The organism is Marinigracilibium pacificum, assembly GCF_012926615.1.
GTDB lineage: Bacteria > Bacteroidota > Bacteroidia > Cytophagales > Cyclobacteriaceae > Mangrovivirga > Mangrovivirga pacifica.
In genome coordinates this window covers 411182-433492 of the sequence record NZ_JABBNU010000001.1, presented here as the reverse complement: position 1 = coordinate 433492, position 22311 = coordinate 411182, and the positions used below count along the sequence as shown (strand labels likewise).

At 34.8% G+C, this 22311-nt stretch carries 18 protein-coding genes; 3 read left to right on the top strand and 15 right to left on the bottom strand.

All coding sequences use genetic code 11. From position 1 onward, the window contains the following. Nucleotides 1-28 precede the first annotated feature (28 nt). Entirely contained in the window at nt 29-394 is a 366-nt protein-coding gene (locus HH304_RS01930; protein WP_169677754.1) for a hypothetical protein, read from the top strand. A 42-nt stretch (nt 395-436) separates the two neighbouring features. On the opposite strand, the gene HH304_RS01925 is transcribed toward HH304_RS01930, so the two are convergent. The 12 genes from HH304_RS01925 to HH304_RS01870 all read right to left on the bottom strand — a co-directional run bounded on the left by HH304_RS01925 (nt 437) and on the right by HH304_RS01870 (nt 13662). After that, entirely contained in the window at nt 437-1168 is a 732-nt protein-coding gene (locus HH304_RS01925; protein WP_169677753.1) for a LytR/AlgR family response regulator transcription factor, read from the bottom strand. A 25-nt stretch (nt 1169-1193) separates the two neighbouring features. Continuing rightward, nucleotides 1194-2216 carry a sensor histidine kinase gene (locus HH304_RS01920; RefSeq protein ID WP_169677752.1) on the bottom strand — a complete coding sequence of 341 codons (1023 nt, stop codon included), beginning with the start codon at nt 2214-2216 and terminating at the stop codon, nt 1194-1196. Between the two features lie 12 nt (nt 2217-2228). Then, nucleotides 2229-2582, bottom strand: a complete 354-nt coding sequence (locus HH304_RS01915) for a hypothetical protein (protein ID WP_169677751.1) — start codon at nt 2580-2582, stop codon at nt 2229-2231. Nucleotides 2583-2805: 223 nt separating this feature from the next. Next, complete coding sequence (locus tag HH304_RS01910; protein WP_169677750.1) at nt 2806-3660, bottom strand: substrate-binding periplasmic protein; 855 nt, start codon at nt 3658-3660, stop codon at nt 2806-2808. Nucleotides 3661-3903: 243 nt separating this feature from the next. After that, entirely contained in the window at nt 3904-4755 is an 852-nt protein-coding gene (locus HH304_RS01905) for a substrate-binding periplasmic protein (protein ID WP_169677749.1), read from the bottom strand. A gap of 212 nt (nt 4756-4967) precedes the next feature. Then, nucleotides 4968-5819, bottom strand: coding sequence for a substrate-binding periplasmic protein (locus HH304_RS01900; RefSeq protein ID WP_169677748.1), 852 nt, complete (start codon nt 5817-5819; stop codon nt 4968-4970). A 271-nt stretch (nt 5820-6090) separates the two neighbouring features. Further along, nucleotides 6091-6942 (bottom strand): transporter substrate-binding domain-containing protein, encoded by an 852-nt coding sequence (locus HH304_RS01895; RefSeq protein ID WP_169677747.1) that lies wholly within the window; start codon nt 6940-6942, stop codon nt 6091-6093. A gap of 274 nt (nt 6943-7216) precedes the next feature. Continuing rightward, complete coding sequence (locus HH304_RS01890; protein ID WP_169677746.1) at nt 7217-8068, bottom strand: substrate-binding periplasmic protein; 852 nt, start codon at nt 8066-8068, stop codon at nt 7217-7219. Between the two features lie 65 nt (nt 8069-8133). Beyond that, entirely contained in the window at nt 8134-11007 is a 2874-nt protein-coding gene (gene uvrA / locus HH304_RS01885) for an excinuclease ABC subunit UvrA (RefSeq protein WP_169677745.1), read from the bottom strand. Continuing rightward, complete coding sequence (locus HH304_RS01880; protein WP_169677744.1) at nt 10986-11948, bottom strand: lytic transglycosylase domain-containing protein; 963 nt, start codon at nt 11946-11948, stop codon at nt 10986-10988. The genes uvrA and HH304_RS01880 overlap by 22 nt, the downstream gene beginning before the upstream one ends. Next, the gene (locus HH304_RS01875; RefSeq protein ID WP_169677892.1) at nt 11948-12676 is read right to left on the bottom strand and encodes an LOG family protein; all 729 of its coding nucleotides are present in this window, start codon (nt 12674-12676) and stop codon (nt 11948-11950) included. The genes HH304_RS01880 and HH304_RS01875 overlap by 1 nt, the downstream gene beginning before the upstream one ends. Nucleotides 12677-12753: 77 nt before the next feature. Further along, nucleotides 12754-13662 carry a TIGR01777 family oxidoreductase gene (locus HH304_RS01870; protein ID WP_169677743.1) on the bottom strand — a complete coding sequence of 303 codons (909 nt, stop codon included), beginning with the start codon at nt 13660-13662 and terminating at the stop codon, nt 12754-12756. Between the two features lie 13 nt (nt 13663-13675). Here HH304_RS01870 and HH304_RS01865 point away from each other — a divergent pair, with 13 nt between their 5' ends. Then, nucleotides 13676-14347, top strand: coding sequence for a hypothetical protein (locus tag HH304_RS01865; protein WP_169677742.1), 672 nt, complete (start codon nt 13676-13678; stop codon nt 14345-14347). 109 nt (nt 14348-14456) lie between these two features. On the opposite strand, the gene HH304_RS01860 is transcribed toward HH304_RS01865, so the two are convergent. The 3 genes from HH304_RS01860 to HH304_RS01850 all read right to left on the bottom strand — a co-directional run bounded on the left by HH304_RS01860 (nt 14457) and on the right by HH304_RS01850 (nt 20695). Further along, the gene (locus HH304_RS01860; protein WP_169677741.1) at nt 14457-17354 is read right to left on the bottom strand and encodes a TonB-dependent receptor; all 2898 of its coding nucleotides are present in this window, start codon (nt 17352-17354) and stop codon (nt 14457-14459) included. Nucleotides 17355-17750: 396 nt separating this feature from the next. Continuing rightward, nucleotides 17751-19433 carry a DUF5018 domain-containing protein gene (locus HH304_RS01855; RefSeq protein ID WP_169677740.1) on the bottom strand — a complete coding sequence of 561 codons (1683 nt, stop codon included), beginning with the start codon at nt 19431-19433 and terminating at the stop codon, nt 17751-17753. A 725-nt stretch (nt 19434-20158) separates the two neighbouring features. Continuing rightward, the gene (locus tag HH304_RS01850) at nt 20159-20695 is read right to left on the bottom strand and encodes a hypothetical protein (RefSeq protein WP_169677739.1); all 537 of its coding nucleotides are present in this window, start codon (nt 20693-20695) and stop codon (nt 20159-20161) included. A 300-nt stretch (nt 20696-20995) separates the two neighbouring features. Between HH304_RS01850 and HH304_RS01845 the strand changes: the two genes are divergently transcribed. Next, on the top strand, nt 20996-21904 hold the full coding sequence (locus HH304_RS01845; RefSeq protein WP_169677738.1) for a DUF2279 domain-containing protein: 909 nt from the start codon (nt 20996-20998) through the stop codon (nt 21902-21904). The last annotated feature ends 407 nt before the right edge of the window (nt 21905-22311 follow it).

Sequence of the window (22311 nt, the reverse complement as noted above, 5' to 3'; positions counted from 1 at the left end):
ATATATTTGTAGAAAGTAATTTTTCGTAATGACGCAAGAGGAAAAGAAAGCCTACATTTTATTAAAGTCAGTAATTTTTCATTATCACGGACTTGACGAAGACGAGGAAAAGATGCTGGGTGATACAGCTGATGAACTTGATGCACATGAGGAACTTGAGTGGGCAAACAATTTCATTGCGGAAGATTATTATACCGCCTTTCAACGAGCACGAAGCCTTCTGAATGATGTAATTGGCAAGCTAGATAAAGAAAAGAAGCTTAATTACATCAAACTTGTATGGGAAGCAAATAATCAAAAAGGATACATTACTGAAATGGAAGCTACAGCAATGCTGAAGCTTGCTAAAGACTGGGATGTTGAAAGAGAGCTGATAGAAATGATTAGAAAATAATCTCTTTCTATCAACCCTTTTGAAACTTTCCGGAAGGCAACCTTAAAGACTCATCATGTCTTTAAACTTAGCTGCTTGCCTTCTGGATACTTCAATCTTTTCACCACCTTTTAACTTTACGAGTAATCCACCATTAAACCATGGCTCGATACCTTCAATCCAGTTTAGGTTAATAATGTGTTTTCTACTTGCTCTAAAAAAAGCTTTTTCATCTAATTTTTCATCTAGTGCATTTAGGCTCTTATGGATCATTGGTTTATTGTTTTCAAAATAAACCTTAATGTAATTGCCATCAGATTCAAAAAGCCTAATGTCAGATAATTTTACAAACCAACACCTTTCACCATCTTTTACAAACACCTGATCTTCCTGTGACAACTTTGAAGCTGACTTTTCAACAGTATCAGGCTCCTTTGAAATACTTTCTTCTGCCTTTTGCAGTTTATGTAAAGTTTCTTTAAGTCGCTCCGGCTGAATTGGTTTTAGTAAATAATCAAGTGCATTCACTTCAAATGCTTTAAGAGCATATTCATCATACGCTGTAGTAAATATCACTTTAGGTACGATTTCTAACATTTCGAGCAATTCAAATCCAGTCTTTCCAGGCATTTGTATATCCAGAAAAAGAAGATCAGGTTGGTGTTTATTTATTTTTTCATAAGCGTCATCCGCATTAACAGCTTCATCAATGACCTCTATTTCATCAAAGTTTTTTAACAAAGAAGATAACTCTACTCTTGCTAACCTCTCATCATCAACAATTATTGCTCTCATGATTTCTAATTTATTCAGTAAATCTTTAAAGTGGTAATTTTATACTGGTTATAACTTTATCTTCGCCATAATTGGCAATTTTAAATGTTGCCTTACCAGAATAAAGTAAATCTAACCTTTCTCTGGTATTAGCAAGGCCATGACCTTTTGCTCTTGTAACAGGATATTTTGGTAATTGCCCACTATTAATTATCTCTAAAATTAAATGTGTATTCTTTTTAAAAGCTTTGATTGAAATACACCCTCCGTTAATCAAATTACTTATCCCATGTTTGATTCCATTTTCAACCAGTGTTTGTACCATCATTGGTGGTACAGGAATGTTTTCTGCTTCCTTTTCTATTTCAATATTAAAATTTAAACGTTCCTCATACCTGATCTTTTCAAGGTAGAGGTAATCAGTTACCGTTTTGATTTCTTCTCTGAGGTCAATAAGTTTCTTACTATCAAAAATTAATGACTTTCGAAGAATGTTACTGAGTTTGGTTAAAGCCAATTTACTTTTATCAGGTTCGATATCAATTAATGCCCTAATACTGTTTAAACCATTAAAAATAAAATGTGGGTTTAATTGTGATTTGAGTTGATTTAATCTCACTTCGTTAATATAGGCCTGATACTTTAAATTGGCTCTATAGTTACTTATATAGTGATATGAAAAATATATAAGGGACCAAATCAAAAACAAAAATTCATTTACGAGAATATTTGCGATAAAAGTTGGTATGGTAACATCATTAGAAGCATCATAGATACTAGCAATATGAACAGTACCTAACCCCCAGAGATATCCCACAACACTCATAATAAAAGTTGATAAGAATACCCTTGGTAAAATTTTAGAAATAGGAAGATTTAGCCAACCATATTTGATAATTATAAATCGATAGATGTGGGTAACTATAATGCCATAAACAGCAAATGAAATATAACTAAAAGCCGCAGGTAAAGTAATATCGTTTAGGGTAAGATAATACCCGATGATTTGAAAAAATGCAAATACAATCCAGATGGATTGACATAACCAATAAATTAATGTTTTCTTCATCAAGACAAATTATCAAGCAACTTCAATTATCATTGAAAGTACTTTAAAAAAAATGTTATTGTCAAGAAATACATTCCCATCAAGATTGGAAACATTTTCTACCTTATCAATACCTTGAGCAACTAAGCTGTCTAAACCAATCTCAAATCCTTGAATAATGAGAGCGTTTAAAAGTATTGCAAGAATAACAATTAATAACGGTTTAAGCTTTTTAGATTTTTTGTATTTACGTATAGAACTGAATTGTTCAAGAATAGTGATTCCAAAAACTAAAGTCATAGCCGAGTCTGCAACAAACCCATCTATCAGCCCTAACTTACCAGCTAAGAATATGAATAAAGCAAGAATGATATAGTAGCGAGCCATAACTATTATTTTTAATCAAATTACCATAAACTTCCTTTTAATAGTACTATAATTTAATTTTACGGTGTAAAAAAATGTTAAACGGTAAATAAATCATTTTACTGCATTTGAGATTTTGCCAAGAATCAGTAATTTTACAGTCTCTTTATTCATAGTTGATAAATTCCTAATGTTTTGGTTGAAAGATAGCTGCTCTCCCCGGGCAGCTTTTTCTTTTTTTTGTCTATTGAACAGAGTCTAATAGTTTTAAGGCATTTGGGCCTAAATGTTTTGCAAGTGTGCTTCTATATTGGCCAGACTGTAAATATTGATCTGATAAAAATTCAGAAAAGACAGGTCCCCAACTAGATCCTAATGGCATTATAAACCCAAAGTATTCATTTGCTTCATCCATTACAGGTTGTCTTTTTATAGTTCTATGGTCTTTCAACGAAGAAAGATAATATGTGAAATCAAGCACACTGAAATATTTAGGATCCATAGAAACCTTTTTACTCACATCAATATTACTGTTCAGATATTCAATCTTCATCTCTTTAAAATATTTTGACTTTATTTGACGAAGGTATTTTTCATTAGTAGAACCTTTAACAGTAACTGCAGTCATGTTTTTGAAAGCTGTTCCGATATCGTTTGGATTGGAAAGAGTCTTAATGGAGTTATGGCTTACTAAAATTGAAATATTATTAATAAACGGAGAGCTAAATGTGTATTGAGTTTCTCTTTCAGGTGTAATAGTAATATTAGCTACACCAACGGTACCGTCATTTGCTGATTTTACTTTCTGCATAAAGGAAGTGAAGCTATTGTCTGGAGTCTCAACCCAATTTCCTTTAATTGAAATGCCATGGTTTATTTTCAGCCATGTTTCAAAGTGCTTTATTATATCATAGCATAGACCATTCATACTTCCTGATCGTTTTTCAATAAAGCCTGGAGTATTAAGATAAACATATTCGATAGTGGCACTACCAGTTTCCTTCGCTTTAGAAAAAGATGTTGTTTGAGAAAAAGCATTATTCCCAATAAAGGCAATAAGCATCAATAAAATAGATGCATTAAAAATAAATGATTTCATAGCATTCCGAATTTTGGTTAAAAACGGAAAATAATAATTTGGTTTTGTCAATCAAAACAAAATACTATTTGGATTAGGCGCTATGTAATAAAATTTACAATTTTTATTATTATATGAATGGCTTGTTTTAAAATTCATATATTTTCCAACGTTAATAAGCAAGCTTATAGCTGTATTAACTATTTAGGCATAAAAAAGCCCCAGTCCAAAATCATGAACTGAGGCTTCCAATCATTGGATTTATTAATTTCCTACTGAATCTAACAATCTTAAAGCTGACGGACCCAAATGTGTGGCTATTGACTGTCTTTTATTTGAGCTGTTATGATATACTTCTTTTATATATTGAGACAATATTGGAGCCCAATCAGAGTCTTTTGGCATAATAAAGCCAAGCAATTCATTTGATTGATTTAAGGCAGGCTGCCATTTAATTGTTCGATATTGCTTCATTGATGAAAGAAAATATCCCAAATCAACAATTGAATAATATTTAGGGTTCTCAGCTATTTTGCTATTTAAGTCTGAAAAGCTTTTTAAGTACTCAATCTTCATATTTGGGTAATGCTCAGCCTTCAATTTTAATAGTGCTTTTTCACTACTTGTCCCCTTTATTGCTAATGCTATCATACCATTAAAGGTAGATGGCATTTCCTTTCCAGATTTAAGAGTTGGTACATTAGCATGGGTAGTCAAAATAGATACACTAGTAATAAAAGGATGACTAAAAGAATAATTTTCTTTTCTTTTTTCAGTAATTGTTGCTCCTTCAGCTCCAATTACCCCTGGACCACCAGACTTTACACCTTCCATAAACCCAGAAAAGCTATCGCCAGGTATATGAGTATATTTTGTCGTTAGAGTAATGCCATATTTAGTTTTAACCCAACTTTCAAACCCTTTCAAAATATCAACACAAATACCTGAAACATCTCCTCCTTTCTTATTTATAAACCCAGGAGAAAAGCAATATAAGTATTCAAGAGATCCTGATTTAGTTTGATTAGCTATTTCAAATGATGTGGTTTGACCAAATGATGAAAAATTAAATACCGTAATTATGAATAACCAGAGGGATTTTTTAAGAAATCTCATTTCAATAAATAGGTTAATTTGATGTATTATAAGTGTACTACCTAAAAGCGCTTTAAAAACAATAGCTTACCAAAGAAGCTCCTTAATACCGTGACTACTTTAGTTGCTGAAATTGTTAAAATGGCCATTAGTAGATGAGATATAATGATATTGTAAGAGAAAAAAACCTCAACTTCTTATAAGTTGAGGTTAACAAATATATTATTATTCGATTACTGACCAACAGAATCTAATAATCGTAATGCAGATGGTCCTAAGTGAGCAGCAATTGATTTTCTTCTTTCAGGGCTATTATTGTAAACTGTTCTTATATATTCAGATAAAACAGGAGCCCAATCTGAACCCTTTGGCATAATAAAACCAAGTAGTTCATTTGACATATCCATTGCAGGTTGTCTCTTAATTGTACGATGTTGTTTCATTGAAGACAAATAATAACCCAAATCCATAATTGAGAAATACTTTTGATTCTCTGCTATTTTCTGGCTAAGGTCTTTGATACTTGGAAGGTACTCAATTGTCATATTCTTGAAGTGCTTCGCTTTCAATTCTAACAAAGCTTTCTCATTGGTAGTACCTTTTACGGCAAGCGCCGTCATACCACTAAATGCAGTTGACATATCAGCAGCAGAAGAAAGAGTTGGCGCATTTGCATGAGTTGCCAGGATTGATACATTCGTCATAAATTCATGGCTGAAAGTATATGCTTCCTTTCTTTTCTCTGTAATTGTAACTCCACCAGCACCGATAACACCAGGTCCTCCGGTCTTAATATCCGTCAAAAACTTAACAAAACTATCCCCAGCAGAATGAATATACCTTGTTTTCAAGGTAATGCCATATTTTGATTTTACCCAGGTCTCAAAACCATTGAGGATATCAACACAAATACCTGTTTCTTTTCCTCCAACATTATCTGCAAACGCTGGAGATGAAATATAATAGTACTCAAGAGTACCTGATTTCTTTTGCATTGCAGACTTAAATGATGTGGTTTGAGCAAAAGAAGAAAAAGTAGAAAATGCTATTAAACATAGCAAAAGTGATCGTTTAAAAAATGTCATATCAAAAAATTTAGGTTCATATCAGAACTGAAAAATAGCTTCCCCACCAAAGAAACACAAGCAATTTTTATAGATATGCCAATAAAAATTTTTTTGTATAATTATTCCTATTTTTAATTTTGTGTTGCCTAGTTTTTGGTCCCTCTGCCATCAAATCAAAATCCCAAAAACCGCTGTTCAAATGACAAAACATGACATTTTTGGTTTAAAATCAAGAAATAAAAAAACCTCAACTTAGATAAATTGAGGTCATAATTTTTTTTACTTGAGATTAATTTGCATAAGAGTCTAGTAGTTTTAATGCCGGTGCACCCAAGTTACTAGCAATTGATTTTCTATAATCAGAACTATTCAGATATACTTCTTTTATAAATTTTGACAATATAGGTGCCCAGTCTGAATCTTTAGGCATAATAAATCCAAACTTGTCATTTGATTCGTTCAATGCAGGTTGAGGTTTAACTGATCTGTATTCTTTTAATGACACTAAAAAGAATCCAAGGTCTACAATTGAAAAATACTTTGGATCTTTAGAAATTTTCTCTCCTAATAAGTTTGAACTAGGCATATATTCAATTCTCATAGATGGAAAATATTTTTTCTTTAATTCCAACAAAGTTTTTTCATTAGTAGTACCTCTAACCGATAACGCTATCATATTTGAAAATTTGCTAGCCATTTCTTCAGGCGAACGCAACGAAGGCACTGATGAATGTGTAACCATAATGGAAATATTATTTATATAAGGATGGCTAAAGCTATATGACTTCTTTCTCTCTTCAGTGATTGTAACTCCTCCTACTCCAATTATTCCTGCTCCACCATTTTTTACCTTTTCTAGGAAAATAGAAAAACTTTCATTTTTAGTTGGGACATAGTTTGTAACCAGGGTAATTCCATATTCTGCTTTAACCCACTTTTCAAACTCAGTAAGGATATCTGCACAGATACCACTTTGTGTGCCGGAGCTTACATTTATAAATCCGGGGTTAGTGTCATAATAATAATTGAGCTGTCCTTTTTCTTTTACTTTTGCCTCCGCAAATGATGTGGTTTGACCAAAAGAATAAAAAGTAGATATAGCTATAAAAAATAGCCACAGTGATCGTTTAAAAAATGTCATATCAAAAAATTTAGGTTAGTATCAGAACTGAAAATTAGTTCCAAGACCAAAAAAACACAAACAATTTTTACAGTTACGTTAGCAAAATTTATTTTGTGTAATTATTCCAATTTTTAATTTGGCAATCCCGTGTTTTTGGAGTCTCAGTCTTCAAATGAAAATATCAAAAATCGCCCTTCAGATGACAGAACTTGACATTTTTGATTGAAAGTTATGAAATAAAAAACCTCAACTTAGATAAATTGAGGTCTTAAAAATATATTTTTATTTCAGCTTAATTAGCGAATGAATCAAGGAGTTTCAGAGCTGAAGGGCCCAAATGTGTCGCGATAGATTTTCTGTGTTCCGGACTATTTAAATATACACTTTTTAAATACTCAGACAAGACAGGAGCCCAATCAGAATTCTTAGGCATAATAAACCCAAACCTTTCGTTAGACTCATCCATAGCAGGCTGTCTTTTAATAGTACGATACTTTTTTAATGATGCCAGAAAATACCCAAGATCAACAATAGAAAAATACTTTGGATCTTCTGCAATTTTTTGGCTTACATACATATTGCTAGGCAAATACTCTATTTTCATATTAGGAAAATGCTTCCTTTTTAATTCCAATAAAGCTTTCTCATTTGTTGTACCTTTTACTGAAAGTGCTGTCATATTAGCAAAAGCAGTTGCAATTTGGTCTGGAGAAGATATTGCTGGAACACTTGAGTGTGTTGCTAAAATTGATATGTTATTAATAAATGGATAGCTAAATGAATATGAAGCTTTTCTTTGTTCGGTAATTGTAATGCCTCCGACACCAATTACACCGGCCCCTCCTGCTTTTACTTTACCCAAAAAGGTGGGGAAGCTTTCATTCGCAGTTGGAACATACTTGGTTTGAAGTGTGATTCCATATTGCGATTGCACCCATTTTTCAAAGCCTGATAAGATATCAACACAAATCCCTGAATATTTTCCATTTTCATTTTCCATAAACCCTGGAGTAGCAACGTACATGTACTCCAATGTTCCGGAACCTTGTTGTTTAGCCTTTTCAAAAGATGTTGATTGACTAAAAGAATTGAGTGTAGATATGGCTAGTAGAAAAAGCCATAGAGATTGTCTAAAAAATTTCATAACAAGTGGATTTAGGTAAAAAAATAGTTTGGTAATTTACCAAAACCCAAAAACAATATCAAGATCTACTCTAATTCAAGAGCCAAATATTTTGCAGTATAGTTCTTCTTCTTCTTAATTAATTCTTCAGGAGTACCCTCAAACATTATCTGCCCTCCGGCATCACCGCCCTCCGGACCAAGGTCTATAATATGGTCAGAAACCTTTATAACATCGAGATTATGTTCAATAATTAATACGGTATTACCCTTATCAACAAGCTTATTTAGTACATCAAGTAAATGACTAATATCCTGAAAATGTAAACCGGTAGTTGGCTCATCAAGAATATAAATTGTCTTTCCGGTATCTTTTTTAGTCAGTTCGGTAGCAAGCTTAACTCGTTGAGCTTCCCCTCCTGATAAGGTCGTTGCATGTTGACCAAGACTAATATAACCCAAACCAACCTCCTCTAAAGTTTTTACTTTTCGAACAATCTTTGGTAAATGCTCAAAGAACTCAACTGCCTGCTCAACAGTCATGTCCAACACATCTGCGATTGACTTTCCTTTATATCTAACTTCAAGAGTCTCCCGATTATATCTCTTACCTTTACATGTTTCACACTCAACATATACATCCGGAAGAAAGTCCATTTCAATCACTCTCATTCCTCCACCTTCACAAGTTTCGCACCTTCCGCCTTTTACGTTAAATGAAAAACGCCCTGGCTTATAACCTCTGATTTTCGACTCAGGTAAATCAGAAAAAAGAGCTCTGATATCACTAAATACACCAGTATAAGTTGCCGGGTTTGATCTTGGTGTACGACCTATAGGAGACTGATCTACTTCTATTACCTTATCTATATTTTTCAACCCTTCAATTGCCTTGTGTGGCATTGCTTTTCTTGAAGAACGATAAACATAATTATTTAACAATGGATATAGAGTCTCATGAATAAGCGTTGACTTTCCACTACCAGACACCCCGGTTATACAGATCATTTTTCCTAATGGAAGATCGAGAGTTACATTTTTGAGATTATTTCCTGAAGCTCCCTTCAAAATTAAATGGTCTCCACTACCTTCCCTCCTTTTTTCAGGAACTTCAATAGCTTTTAGCCCATTAAGATATGCAGCTGTTTTGGTGCTTGTTGCGGTAAACTCTTTTGGGGTACCTGCAGCAACGACTTTCCCTCCATGTCTTCCTGCGCCTGGTCCGATATCAATTATATAATCAGATTCGAGCATCATATCCTTATCATGCTCGACAACCATAACAGTATTTCCAAGATCACGAAGGTCTTGTAATGCTTTAATAAGTTTTACATTATCCCTTTGATGCAATCCGATGCTTGGTTCATCAAGTATATATAATACACCAGTTAATTGGGTTCCGATTTGTGTGGCTAGTCTGATTCTCTGAGCTTCCCCACCAGAAAGAGTTCTCAAAGGTCTATTAAGATGAAGATAACTTAACCCAACATCCAATAAAAAGCCTATTCTTTTTCTTACTTCTTTAAGGATTTCCTTTCCAACAACTTTTTGTTTGTCAGTCATACGGTCCTCAATTCCTTCAAGCCACTCACCTAACTTAACAATGCTAAACATTGCCAGTTCAGCAATATTCTTATCATCGATTTTAAAATGAAGAGACTCTTTCTTCAATCGTTGCCCATGACACTCCGGACAAGTAGAGATCACCATATAATCCTTTATCCAGTCTTGAATTTTGCTGTTACCACTTTCAAGCTGACTTTCAAGAAAAGGAATAATTCCTTCAAATGTTGTATTCCATTTAGTGCCGGGATACTTTTTTGAATCAACTGATACCAAAGAGTCATCACCATTCAGAAGTACTTCTTTTACTTCATCATTCAAATCTTTAAATGGAGTGGTAATACCTTGCTTGTAGCGTTTGAGAATTGCACTGATCTTTTTGAAGATCCAGATATCGCGATAATCTCCTAAAGGAGCGATTGCGCCTTGTCGAATGCTTAATGATGGATCCGGAATAATACTTTCAATGGAGATTTTTTCGATCTGCCCCAGACCATTACATGTCGGGCATGCCCCATATGGACTATTAAATGAGAAATTATTCGGTGCGGGTTCATCATACGAAAGTCCGGTTTTTGGGTCCATCAAAGCTTTGGAAAAGTGATGAACCTCTCCCGATTCGTCCTGAATCATCAAGACATCTTTTCCTTGCTGCAATGCTACTTTTACCGAGTCAATAGTCCTTCTATCAGCTTCTCCGGAAGGTTTTAACTTATCAATAACAATTTCGATATCGTGAACCTTATATCGATCCACCTGCATTTTAGGTGTCACCTCCATAAGTTCACCATCAACCCTAACAGAAGTGAACCCTGATTTTCTTATCTGTTGAAATAACTCACGGTAGTGACCTTTACGACCTTTGACCACCGGAGCAAGTAAGTATATTTTTTGATCTTTAAACTTGGAGACAATTTGCTTTACAATTTGATCTTCAGTTTGACGAACCATTTTTTCGCCACTCAGATATGAAAAAGCCTCTCCGGTTCTGGCATACAATAATCTAAGAAAGTCATAAATCTCGGTTGTAGTACCTACTGTCGATCGCGGATTTTTAGAAGTTGTTTTCTGCTCAATAGAAATTACTGGGGAAAGACCACTGATTTTATCAACATCAGGTCTCTCCATGCTACCGATAAAAGATCTGGCATAAGCTGAAAAGCTTTCCATATATCTTCGCTGGCCTTCAGCATAAATAGTATCAAAAGCTAATGATGATTTTCCACTACCACTAATACCGGTTAAAACAACCAGTTTATTTCGCGGAATCTTAACATCGATATTTTTCAGATTATGTTCTCTGGCGCCAAAAACCTCAATATTTTCATGGCCAGTAAGATCAAGAGCTTCGTTTTCTTCTTTCACAAAATTCTTCTTTATTTCCGCACCGGAATCCATATATCGTATTCTTCTCCTTCTTTTACAGTCAGTTTATCATCTCTCAGCCATTGATTATAAGCCTTCAATAGCTTGTAATTGATTCCCTGATTAAGAGCAAACTCAACAAGGTCAGGAATAGTTTCTTTAACAGTAACTTTCTTTGTTTCGATAACACTGTAAAGATCTTCTTCTTTGATTTCAAATCCATAATCAGACGGACTTTGAAGTAGTTCCTTACAAGCCAGAATACGAAAAACATACCTTGATGTTTCCTCATTTAACATCAAGTCATAATAGTTATCAACTTTTTGATTTTCCAGCGCACGTTTTACTCCGGAAAGACCACGATTATAGCTGGCAGCAACCAGTGTCCAGTTTCCAAGATCTTCATGTGCATTTAGCAAATAATCGCATGCAGCATATGTTGCCTTAATTGGGTCATACCGCTCGTCAACCTGCTTATCAACCTCTAAACCATATTCTTTACCTGTTTCTTTAAGAAACTGCCAGAACCCTACGGCACCCGCAGGTGAAACTACATTCTGAAAACCGGATTCAATTGCGCAAAGGTACTTAAAATCATCAGGAACACCCTTTTCTTTTAAGATCTCTTCAATCTGTGGCAACCATCTATTTGCTCTCTTAAATAAAAAAATTGAGTTGTTATGCCAATAAGTGTTAATGTGTATTTCACGATCGAGCCTTTCACGAACATCAGGGATGTCCATCGGGACCTTTTCACCTGCAAAAGTCAAAGAATCTGGCAGGTCAATCATCACGGTCTTACTTGAATAAACTACTGGTTCACCCGGGTTTGCATTAAACACCGATGGAGAAGAAGTCCTATCGACATTTTCGATAACCACAGGTGATTTGCCGAATTCTGAATAAACGATATAAAATAATAAGGTGAATACTGTAAAAATATTCAGCGTTAGTAGAAGCTTGTTTGTATTCATTAAAAGTTTGGAGACAATAGGTATTTTGAATAAAATTCATCAATTACTTTAACAGCATCATCAACAGTATCAACAATATGGAAAAGCTCAAGGTCTTCTTCACTAATATTGTTTTCTGCTTTTAATAATGTGTCCTGTATCCAGTTTGCTAAACCCGACCAAAATGATTTTCCAACGAGAACAATCGGGAATGCTCCAATTTTCTTTGTTTGAATCAGCGTTAGTGCTTCAAAAAATTCATCAAGAGTACCAAAACCACCCGGCATTACAATAAAACCTTGTGAATATCTGACAAACATCACTTTTCTAACAAAGAAATAATCAAAATTGATCAGCTTGTCTCTGTCAATATAAATATTATTGAATTGTTCAAAAGGAAGATGAATATTTAGACCAACCGAACGTCCTCCTTCAGAATTTGCACCTCTGTTACCAGCTTCCATAATACCAGGGCCACCACCGGTAATAACTCCATAACCATGTCTAACTAATTTGGCTGCAATATCATGAGCCATCTGGTAATAATCATGGTCGTCTTTTGTTCTTGCAGAACCAAAAATCGATACACACGGCCCTATCTTGGCTAACTTTTCAAAACCTTCGACAAACTCAGACATCACCTTAAATATTACCCAAGAGTCTGTACTTTTTATCTCATTCCAATTTTTTTCTTTGAAGGCTTTAACAATTCTGTGTTCTTCTTCTTTATTTATATTTTGTTCTTCCATCATTTCAATCGATTTGTAATAAAAGCAACCTTTAAATTAGCACTTTATTTTGTAAATGGCTGCCCATGTAGTAAAATTCAATTATTTAATAAATCCTTTATTGCTGCTTCAGCTTCTTCAAATCTAAAACGAAAGCCTGTTTTCTGCATCTTTTCTGCGGAAATTCTCTGGCCTCCTATCAAAACTTCAGCTCTATCGCCAAGCATCATACGCAAAACGAAAGCGGGTACATTCGGAAGTATTAACGGCTTACCAAGAGCTTTGGCAGATAGCTCTGTGATTTTCTTATTTGTTTCCGGGTTAGGAGCCACTCCATTATATACTCCAGAAAGGTTTTCATTTTCAAGTAGATAAATAAACATGTCTACCAGATCATCAATATGGATCCAACTCATAAATTGATTTCCTGAACCAAGGGGAGCTCCACCCCAAAATCTAATAGGTTGAACTAATTGAGGTAACGCGCCTCCTTCTTTGGCAAAAACAATTCCGATTCTAACTTGTGCTAACCGAACATTTTCTACAGCCATGGATTGCTCTGCCTTTTCCCAATCTACTGTAACACGAGCAAGAAAATCATCACCAGGCTTAGCCTCCTCGATTATCCATTTATCACCGGTATCTTTACCATAGTAACCGATAGCCGATGCTCCAATAACAGTTTTGATATTGGGTAATGACGGTAACTGTTCTGCCAGTAGCTTTGAGCTTTCTGTACGACTTTTAATTATAACCTCTTTTCGCTTTTCTGTCCAGGCTTCATCAAACACTCCTGCCCCGGCAAGATGAATAATGACATCTGCAGTTTGCAATGGCGTCGTATCTATTTCTTTTTTAGCCGGAGACCAGTAATATTGCGGAGGGTTACTATCTTTGTTTGCTGAGCGGCTATAAATCGACACCTGATACCCGTTTTTCAGTAATTTTTTTGCGAGGGAAGAGCCAACCAGGCCGGTGCCGCCAGTAATTACAACGTGTTTATTCATAAAAATCCTGTATATGTTTTTAAGATACACATTTATGACTCTTTTTGGTATTCTTTGTTTTATATCATCAGGTCAAAATAATTTTTATACTTCAAAAACAGTAGAAATCGATGGAATCAAGTATAAAGGAGGGTCGATTACTATTGAAGGTGACAAAGATCTCATCTCAGAATCTGTTGATATTATTATTGAGAACAATGGAAAGACAAACCGCTCTGGAGGATATAAACTAACCTATTTTGAAAAAGAAGGGTACAAATATACCGGACATATTATTGTAAGCTCCATAAATAAAATTGCTTCAGAAAAATATGAAGTTTTTGTCTCTTTCCAGGAGAGCATGGATGATAAAATTCTTGAGCAGTTACTTTACTCCATATTAAATCAATTTGAAGCATTAAAATTTGAAAAAAGAATTAAAGATGCTGAAGATGCTTCAGAGTTTGTAAGTAAAAAATATTCCAAAGCACTAAATAAAATTGAGACTCTTGAAGAGAAAAAAGAGACAAATCAAAAAGAAATCGAAGAGCTTCAAGCTATGATTGATCGTCTTAAAACCGAGAATGTTGAGATTGACTCTTTATTACAGCTTAAACATCAGGAGTCTGACAGTCTTTATCATGAAACAGAAACCATGAAAAAAGCTATCGAGCTAATTAAAGAAGAGTATTTGGGAAAGCAATAAAAAAGGGCAGCTCCACTCCTGGATGCTGCCCCAAAATGAACCCTCAAAAGGTTTCTTTTCCCGATTTATAAAGTTTCATTTTTACAAATGATTGATTAATTAATCAGGATTAAAATTTATATGATACTCCTACATTGATGTCTGTACCAACCTGGTAGGTTTCGTAATCGTATTCAGTATCTTGAAATTTCTTCTCGTATGTCATATTCAGTATGTTCATTGCTTTGAACGAAACTGACCAATGTTCACCAACACTCTTTCTTGACACAAAATTCAAAGATGGTCTCGGTTGCTCATAAACATCCGGATCAATTGCGCCAGTAACATATGACAATCTTTCACCCCAGATATTAAAACTTAATGTATTATCCCAATCAAGTTTCGGACTGTAATGATTTAGTGCTACGTTTACAATATATGGCGATTGTCCAGGAAGTGGTCTCCATTCATCTAGGTCTAAGCCTTGTGCTCTGAAAGCAGCTATTTCTTCATCACTCTTGTCAATTCGAGAATAGATATAGCTAAAATTAGCACTTAACTTAAAGTTTTGGAATGTTTCACCAAGGAAATCTAATCTTTTTCTAAATTCAACCTCAGCGCCATATACGGTAGCTGTACCTACGTTAATTGGACGAATTTCAGGTGAAGAAGCTTTAGGAGTCAACTGCAATACAATCGGATCATTAAAGCTCTTATAGTAAGCAGAAAATGCAATTAATTCACCAGCCTTCGGGAACAATTCATATCTTAAATCAAAGTTCTGAATTTTTGTTCGTAATAAATCTGGATTTCCTAAGAAGTTTGGTCTACCAACCATACTAATTGAGAAAATAGGTGCGATTTCCCTAAGATTTGGTCTGGCTAAAGTCTGTGAATAAGCAAGTCTCAAGTTTGCATTTTCAGTGATGGCATATTTTGTATTTACTGAAGGAAGAAAGTCAACCTGATCTATAATACCAGGAGCAGCATTTTTATCAAGACTCAATGTCTCAATATCTGTAGTCTCAACTCTACCACCTGCAACTACCTGGAATTTATCAGTTACCCTAAAATCTGCCATTGCATATCCTGCAATGATTGTTTCATTACCACTATAAAAATTTTGCAGTCTTGAAAGATCTTGATAAAAATTACCAAACCCGTATCGCCCAGTTCCATTTGAAGTTGGTGTATCAACAATTCCAGAATTTGCATCTGAAAAGAATCTATCAAAATCACCAGCTGCTTCACTAAAAGTTACATATGAAGGATTATACTGGTTCACAGGTACCTGAACCTGGCTATAGAAAAATTCTTCATAATCTCTTTCCTTAGTAGAATACCACCCTCCAAACTTTAAAGTATGCTCAGCATCTTTTAGCAATTTAAAAGAGATATCTAGTTTAGCATTATATTGAACATCATTTAAATATCTGTATAAATGAGTTGGAAGAATTCCTACCTCAGATTGATTCATTATATAATCAGTTTGACCATTTGAAGTTGTGGTGTTATATGCAAATAGCTTCATATCAGGTTCATCCTGCGAAACATTTACACGGCCTGCTGACCAATCAATTTTTAATTCATTAAGATTCATGAAATAATGCTTACCTCTTAATTGAAGATCCACTAATTCTCTTTCCTTGAATCCATTAACTCTTGTGTTAAAATTTGGATAAGCGGTATTTCTCCAGTAACCATCATTTACCTGAGCATAAGATTCTCCACTATGATTATAGATCGCATCAAAATTTATCTCATTTGTTGGGCTGAACTGATATGATAATCCAAATAAACCTCCAACTGTTGCCTTTTCAGATCCCGACATCGTAGTAAATTCTTGCTCTCTTACTAAATCAGAAGTTCCACTTAAACTTCTAGAATAATACCCTTCCATACCAGAAGGCACCATTTCATAAGATCTGTCATATAAGAGACCGACATTATATCCTAACTTTTTATCACCATATTGATGCTGGTTACCAAAAGCGATATTAAGTCCATAGTTCATTGCAGAACTTTTTCTTCTTTCTAAAAATGAGCTATTGAATGCTTTTGAAGATTCATCAATTAAATTTCTTTCAAAATCATTTTCAGGAACTCTACCAATAATAGCCGTTTGATTCGCTGCTGAACCCTGAAGGTATTGCTTATTAGCATCAAATACTGTTGGTCTGTCTCTTGTTCCATCATCATAACCTAACCAATCCATCCCGCCAGAATTTGAATCAGTGATAAAATCGTCTCTAAAACTGCTTTGTGTATTATAACCAAAGCTCATTCCAGCGTTGAAGTAAAATTCTTCCGGCATTGATTTAGTAGTGATATCAACAGCTCCTCCAGTGAAGTTGCCCGGCATGTCAGGAGTAAATGTTTTCTGTGTAACAATATTCATTACCATGTCTGCAGGAATCATATCCATACTTGTAGAGTTTCTGTATGGATCTGCAGAGGGTAAAGGAATACCATTTAGAAGTGATATTGAGTATCTATCACCTAAACCCCTCATTACAACATACTTACCATCTTCAATTGAAGCTCCTGTAACTTGCTTCATAGATTCTGCGGCATTAGAAGCTCCAAGGTTTTTGATTTCCTGTGAAGAAATACCATCCTGAACTCCAACAGCTTTTCTTTGCATTGAAAGAAGCGCAACTTCGTTGTTTTTGATTTGTTTCGCAACGACAACAACTTCATCTAGTTGCTGTTCAGCAGTAGAAAGCGCCACACTGATTTCTGTATTTTGACCATCCTTGATCTCAACACCTTCTATTGTGTTTTTCTGGTATGTAACATAAGAAACCTCAACCTTATAAGTCCCTGCAGGGATTCCTTTGATCGAGTAGTTTCCATAAATGTCTGTAACTGCTCCTTTCGCTATTGAAGGAATGTAAACAGTTGCACCGATAAGCTCTTCACCTGTTTCACCATCGGTAATCATACCACTTAAACTACCATTCTGAGCCTGGGCAGTATATACCCCTGCTACGAACAATAAGAAAAATAATACCTTTGAGTAATTCATTTCATTTTTTATTTTATGCTGCAAAGATATGCTTACAAACAAGCGTGGTGTTTACGTGGTTTTTATCAATTTGTTAACGCAATAAGAAACATTAAGACACTGCATTAACAATTAGTTAACATAAGATGTAACCTAAGTAAATGTGCTATAAAATAAGAGTTAACCAATAGTTGAAAATTCCTGACCTAATCCAGCTCACAACCTCTAATTTGGTATAACCCCCAAATACCAAATTATATTTTGATATGTGAGGGTTTTCCAAATAAGTAACATTTAAGTAACATGAAAAATGTTTTTGCATCCCTTATTTTATGGGTTGGGTATGAAAAAAAGACTGATAATAAAAAAGGCCATCTCACTTTGAGATGGCCTAATATTTTGATTAGTGAGTTAAAATTACTCAGTTACATATCCAAATTTAGATAATGCAGACCATCCAGCTAACCAAGTAGCTTCACCAGCGGCAAAAGCACCTCTATAGTTAACTTGTTCCATTCCTGAAGGTACTGTAGCAACTTCATCATCATTAGATGTTGGTCGTGGATCAACAGTTACATCAGAAACACCGCTACCTCTTGTAATTGAAACAATTGGACTTGAAGAAATTTTATTGTTATTATCAGTTAATTCAGCAACAACATCTGAAATTTCTGTATCATCTGAAGGTTCTACGACTGAAGCCACTGTACTTCCATCATATTTTTTAATTGCAGACCAAGTATTATTAAGGATCTCAAGCTGGTATCCATCAACTGGAGTAGTTATTTTTCCATAAGAATCCTGATTAGTACCTGTTAGGTTTTGAATTTCCATAGCATAACCAGGGAAGTCAACGATAACAGAGTTACCTAATTTTCCAGCAAAGTTTTCTCTCATTAAGAACGCTCTTTGACGACCAGTTGCATTTTGACCAGGTCCTATAGCTGTATAGTTAAATACATTTGGAGCAGAAAATAAAGGAGCATCATCTGGATCAGCACCATCCCACTCACCTGCATGATCATAACCTTCAACATCATTTCTCATTAATGTAAATAAGAATTGAGCATTTCCTCTCCAACCTAAGTCAAAGTCAAAATCATCGTCAGTAGAGAAAGCTACTGCAATGTGCTTGATATTAACAGTACCACCAAAAATTTCAATACCATCATCAGCTGTTGAGAAAATATCAATATAATCAATTACTGTACCAGCTCCAACACCACCTAATGTAAGTCCTTGGATCTCATCACCTGCAGCAAGACCAATTCCAGTATATCTTATAGAAACATACTTTAATACACCTGAATTATCATTTGCATCATTTCCACCATATTGACCTCTAACTTCTTCAGAGTCGATACCTTCAATTGCAATTCCATCTGTTATACCGTCTTTATAAGCAGGAGCATTTCCAAGCATAATAAGACCTCCCCATTGAGCATTATCAGAAGGAGTTAATACACCTTCGTTATCATCATCAAGTTCCGCAGTGAAAACAATTGGGTTACTAGAAGTACCCTCAGCCATAATCATAGCATCTCTAGCGATGATTAATGAAGAAGTGTTGTCACCAGTTGTAGGAGCATTTTTAAATTTAACAGTTGTACCTGCAGGAACATTTAAAGTAGCTCCGGCTTCGATAAATACAAGTCCGTCGAATAAGTAGTCTTCACCAGCAACAAGATTATATGTAATACCTGCTATGAAATCATCATCTGTGTAAGTTCCTCCCATGTAAGTAACTTCAGATGCTTCAGAAACAGTAACAGTGTAGCTTTTAGTAGATCCATCTTCAGCTTTCACCGTATAAGTCACTGGAGAAGTAAAGTCTTGAGCAACTCCTGAAGCCGGGTCAACAGAAGCTCCTGAAGAAACAGCGATAGTTGGAACTAATGCAGTAACATCAGTGCCAGGAAAAACTGAAGCTGTAATAGATGTTCCACTGATTTGTCCATCAACCTGAGGATTTAAACCAGCAAATACAAATGAAGTTATGTCTTTTGCTGAGCTTTGAGTCTCATCATCGTCGCATGACTGTAGCGTTAAAAATCCCGCGATTAGGGCGAACGCTAAAATAGAATTAATTAATTTTTTCATTTCGTTAGTCCGATTTTCGTTTTTGGTTTCTAAAATCTGGAAGCAAACTTCGATATATAATGTTAAGTCATTGGGTTGCGTTGTTTAACAGTTTATTAAATGGTCAAAGCCAATGTTAACTTAAGTTTATGAGCTGTGATTAAATTGTTGATATGGAGGAGTGTATATTGGGTAGGTTGATAACTTAATACATGAGGCTTTTCAAGATTTGCAGAATGAATCATGATAAGGCATTACAAATGCCAACCTCAACCATCCTCGTTCCAAACGATGACGATTGACTCACGGTACTATTCATCGCCCTTGATTAGCGAAGCATGGCAAGGGTGATAGAGAACTCTCGTAAATTTAAGTCGGATCACAGATCCTACGATAATGACTCAACATTGCAAATGTCGAGAAACATCTATGTGCAAATTTTAATGGCTGATTGTAGGGGCGTAGCATGCTACGCCCCTACAAAGAATTGAAAATCAAAATTCATCAATTACCACCCACCAATCACCTCGTCATATTGAACGGTTCTCCTTCAGCTAACAATGACTTATTTATAAATATAACTACTCATGTGTGACATAGACACAACCTAACAATAAGTGAAATATCTGAATGTTCATGGCAGCAAAACCAAAATCTAAGTAATAAAAAAAGCCTTCAGAAATAATCTGAAGGCTTTTTTTATAATCTTGGTAATCTTTTTTAATCCGTTAAATCCTGGTTCACAATTACTTCTTTACTTCTAAAGAAAAGCTTGTTGCCTGAAGTAATGGGGTGCGTTTATCAAAAGTAAAATCAGAATAATTAGCTTCATCTTTCTCAATTTTTATTTCTTGAGTACTTCTACCAATTTCTTTGCCATCTGCATCAAATGCCTTTAGCATTACTTTCCCTTCAAAATTATTCTTGGCAATTAAGTAAACTGATACTTTCTTTTCATCTTCTTCACCAGAGAAATCCTTGTGAGATCTACCTATTTCAAAGTATTCGCTTGTTGCGGAGTCTATTGCTATATCAACTCCACTAAGGCTTTTGTCAAAACCAGAGTTCACGCCTTTAATTACTTCACCAACACCTTCACTAGCTGATTCGGCTGCTTCCTTTCCATCGCTTTTTAATGCATCACCAGCTCCTTTCAAAAGTTTGGATTTAATAGCTACAAGTGCGTTACCCTCTTCTTCTGCTTTTTGCTTTTTTTCTTCCGTACTCATGCATGAAGCAAACAAAATGGTAAGGGTCAATGTAAGTGTTAAAATTCTCATCATAGTTAATTTAATTTTTAAAAATGCTAAGTGAATCTTTGGTAAGATCCACAAAATTAAAAAGTTATAATCCTAATATATTTTAGTTATTATGATGCTTTTTAACTGTAAAAAAGAACATCCATAATACAATCTTAAAGATAATACTCTCAAAAAAAATAAGAAAGCAGTATTATATTTTTATACATTTTAATAACTAAAGTCTGTAGGTTATTGCATATTATTTGAATTGAATAATACTTTGTTTTTATTATGCTTATCGATAATGGTAATTAACTTGCGATTTTTATCAACTACCTCACTATGAAAAGACAATTTTTATTCATCCTTTTCTTTAGTATAACTTCATTATGTTTTGGTCAGCATCAGTTATCAGAATCATATCCCGATTCGATAGACAAAAAGAAGCTAATTAAAACAATAGGGATCGAAACCGGAACTTATTTGGCAGGTATTTCCTTTTTACAATTTATCTGGTACAAAGATCACGACCGAGTACCCTTCCATTATTACGATGACTCTAAGGGATACTTGCAAATGGATAAAGCCGGGCATGCATTCGGAGCTTACCGATATAGTTATTCCGCCTATTATGCTCTTCGAGCTGCCGGTGTAAGCAAGAAAAAAGCCCTTATCTATGGTGGACCAACAGGCTTGATATTTCAAACACCAATCGAAATCTTTGATGGCATGTACGAAGGCTGGGGATTTTCATGGTATGACATGATTGCCAACACTGCAGGATCAGCAATATTTACTATTCAGGAAGCGGTATTCGATGAGCAGATCTTTTTGATGAAATTCTCATATTCACCAAGTATCTACCCGGATTATCATGATCACCTTGGAGAAAATCATATCCAAAGATTTTTCCTGGATTATAATGCCCATACCTATTGGCTATCCGGAAACATCAAAAAATTAACAGGAATTCAAAAGGTACCAGACTGGCTTAATATTTCCTTTGGATATAGCGCTAATGGTATGATTTATGAATTTGACAACCCAACATACTATCAAGGAGAGCCTTTTCCTCATTTTGAAAGGTACAGACAATACCTAATTTCACTAGATGTAGACTTTTCTCGAATCAGGACTAATAAAAAATGGGTTCGCGGAATGCTGAAAGCCTTAAATCTGATAAAAATCCCATTTCCTGCAGTTGAGTTTAACCGGGTTGATGGGGTAAAGTTTAATCCGGTGTATTTTTAAGACAATACTCTCTTTGCTCTCGAATATCCACATTACAAATAAGGACAATTTAATCGCACTTGTTTAGCGAAGCATATCAAGGGTTTTAGAGACCTGCGTTTGTAACGCAGATTTATTAAAAAAACCAATATAAAAAATATATGTAGAAATTTTAATAGCTGATTGTAGGGGCGTAGCTTGCTACGCCCCTACAATCAGCCATTAAAATCAAAAACCATCACACACCACCCACCACTCTCCCCGTCATGTTGAACAATGAAACTCCAGTTTACAATGAATCAATGATAAAAATGACCACTCATGTGGCATATTGACACAACTTAACAGTAAGTGAAATATCTGTCTGTAAAAGGCAGTAAAGTCAAAACCAGAGTAATCAAAAAAGCCTCCAGAAATAATCTAAAGGC

Bases quoted from the DNA above. Each gene is read 5' to 3' on its own strand.
- HH304_RS01855 (WP_169677740.1), bottom strand. From the start codon at position 19,433: ATGAAAAAATTAATTAATTCTATTTTAGCGTTCGCCCTAATCGCGGGA.
- HH304_RS01905 (WP_169677749.1), bottom strand. From the start codon at position 4,755: ATGAGATTTCTTAAAAAATCCCTCTGGTTATTCATAATTACGGTATTT.
- HH304_RS01860 (WP_169677741.1), bottom strand. From the start codon at position 17,354: ATGAATTACTCAAAGGTATTATTTTTCTTATTGTTCGTAGCAGGGGTA.
- uvrA (WP_169677745.1), bottom strand. From the start codon at position 11,007: ATGGATTCCGGTGCGGAAATAAAGAAGAATTTTGTGAAAGAAGAAAAC.
- HH304_RS01870 (WP_169677743.1), bottom strand. From the start codon at position 13,662: ATGAATAAACACGTTGTAATTACTGGCGGCACCGGCCTGGTTGGCTCT.
- HH304_RS01845 (WP_169677738.1), top strand. From the start codon at position 20,996: ATGAAAAGACAATTTTTATTCATCCTTTTCTTTAGTATAACTTCATTA.
- HH304_RS01900 (WP_169677748.1), bottom strand. From the start codon at position 5,819: ATGACATTTTTTAAACGATCACTTTTGCTATGTTTAATAGCATTTTCT.
- HH304_RS01875 (WP_169677892.1), bottom strand. From the start codon at position 12,676: ATGGAAGAACAAAATATAAATAAAGAAGAAGAACACAGAATTGTTAAA.
- HH304_RS01890 (WP_169677746.1), bottom strand. From the start codon at position 8,068: ATGAAATTTTTTAGACAATCTCTATGGCTTTTTCTACTAGCCATATCT.
- HH304_RS01880 (WP_169677744.1), bottom strand. From the start codon at position 11,948: ATGAATACAAACAAGCTTCTACTAACGCTGAATATTTTTACAGTATTC.
- HH304_RS01910 (WP_169677750.1), bottom strand. From the start codon at position 3,660: ATGAAATCATTTATTTTTAATGCATCTATTTTATTGATGCTTATTGCC.
- HH304_RS01895 (WP_169677747.1), bottom strand. From the start codon at position 6,942: ATGACATTTTTTAAACGATCACTGTGGCTATTTTTTATAGCTATATCT.
- HH304_RS01930 (WP_169677754.1), top strand. From the start codon at position 29: ATGACGCAAGAGGAAAAGAAAGCCTACATTTTATTAAAGTCAGTAATT.
- HH304_RS01850 (WP_169677739.1), bottom strand. From the start codon at position 20,695: ATGATGAGAATTTTAACACTTACATTGACCCTTACCATTTTGTTTGCT.
- HH304_RS01920 (WP_169677752.1), bottom strand. From the start codon at position 2,216: ATGAAGAAAACATTAATTTATTGGTTATGTCAATCCATCTGGATTGTA.
- HH304_RS01915 (WP_169677751.1), bottom strand. From the start codon at position 2,582: ATGGCTCGCTACTATATCATTCTTGCTTTATTCATATTCTTAGCTGGT.
- HH304_RS01925 (WP_169677753.1), bottom strand. From the start codon at position 1,168: ATGAGAGCAATAATTGTTGATGATGAGAGGTTAGCAAGAGTAGAGTTA.
- HH304_RS01865 (WP_169677742.1), top strand. From the start codon at position 13,676: ATGTTTTTAAGATACACATTTATGACTCTTTTTGGTATTCTTTGTTTT.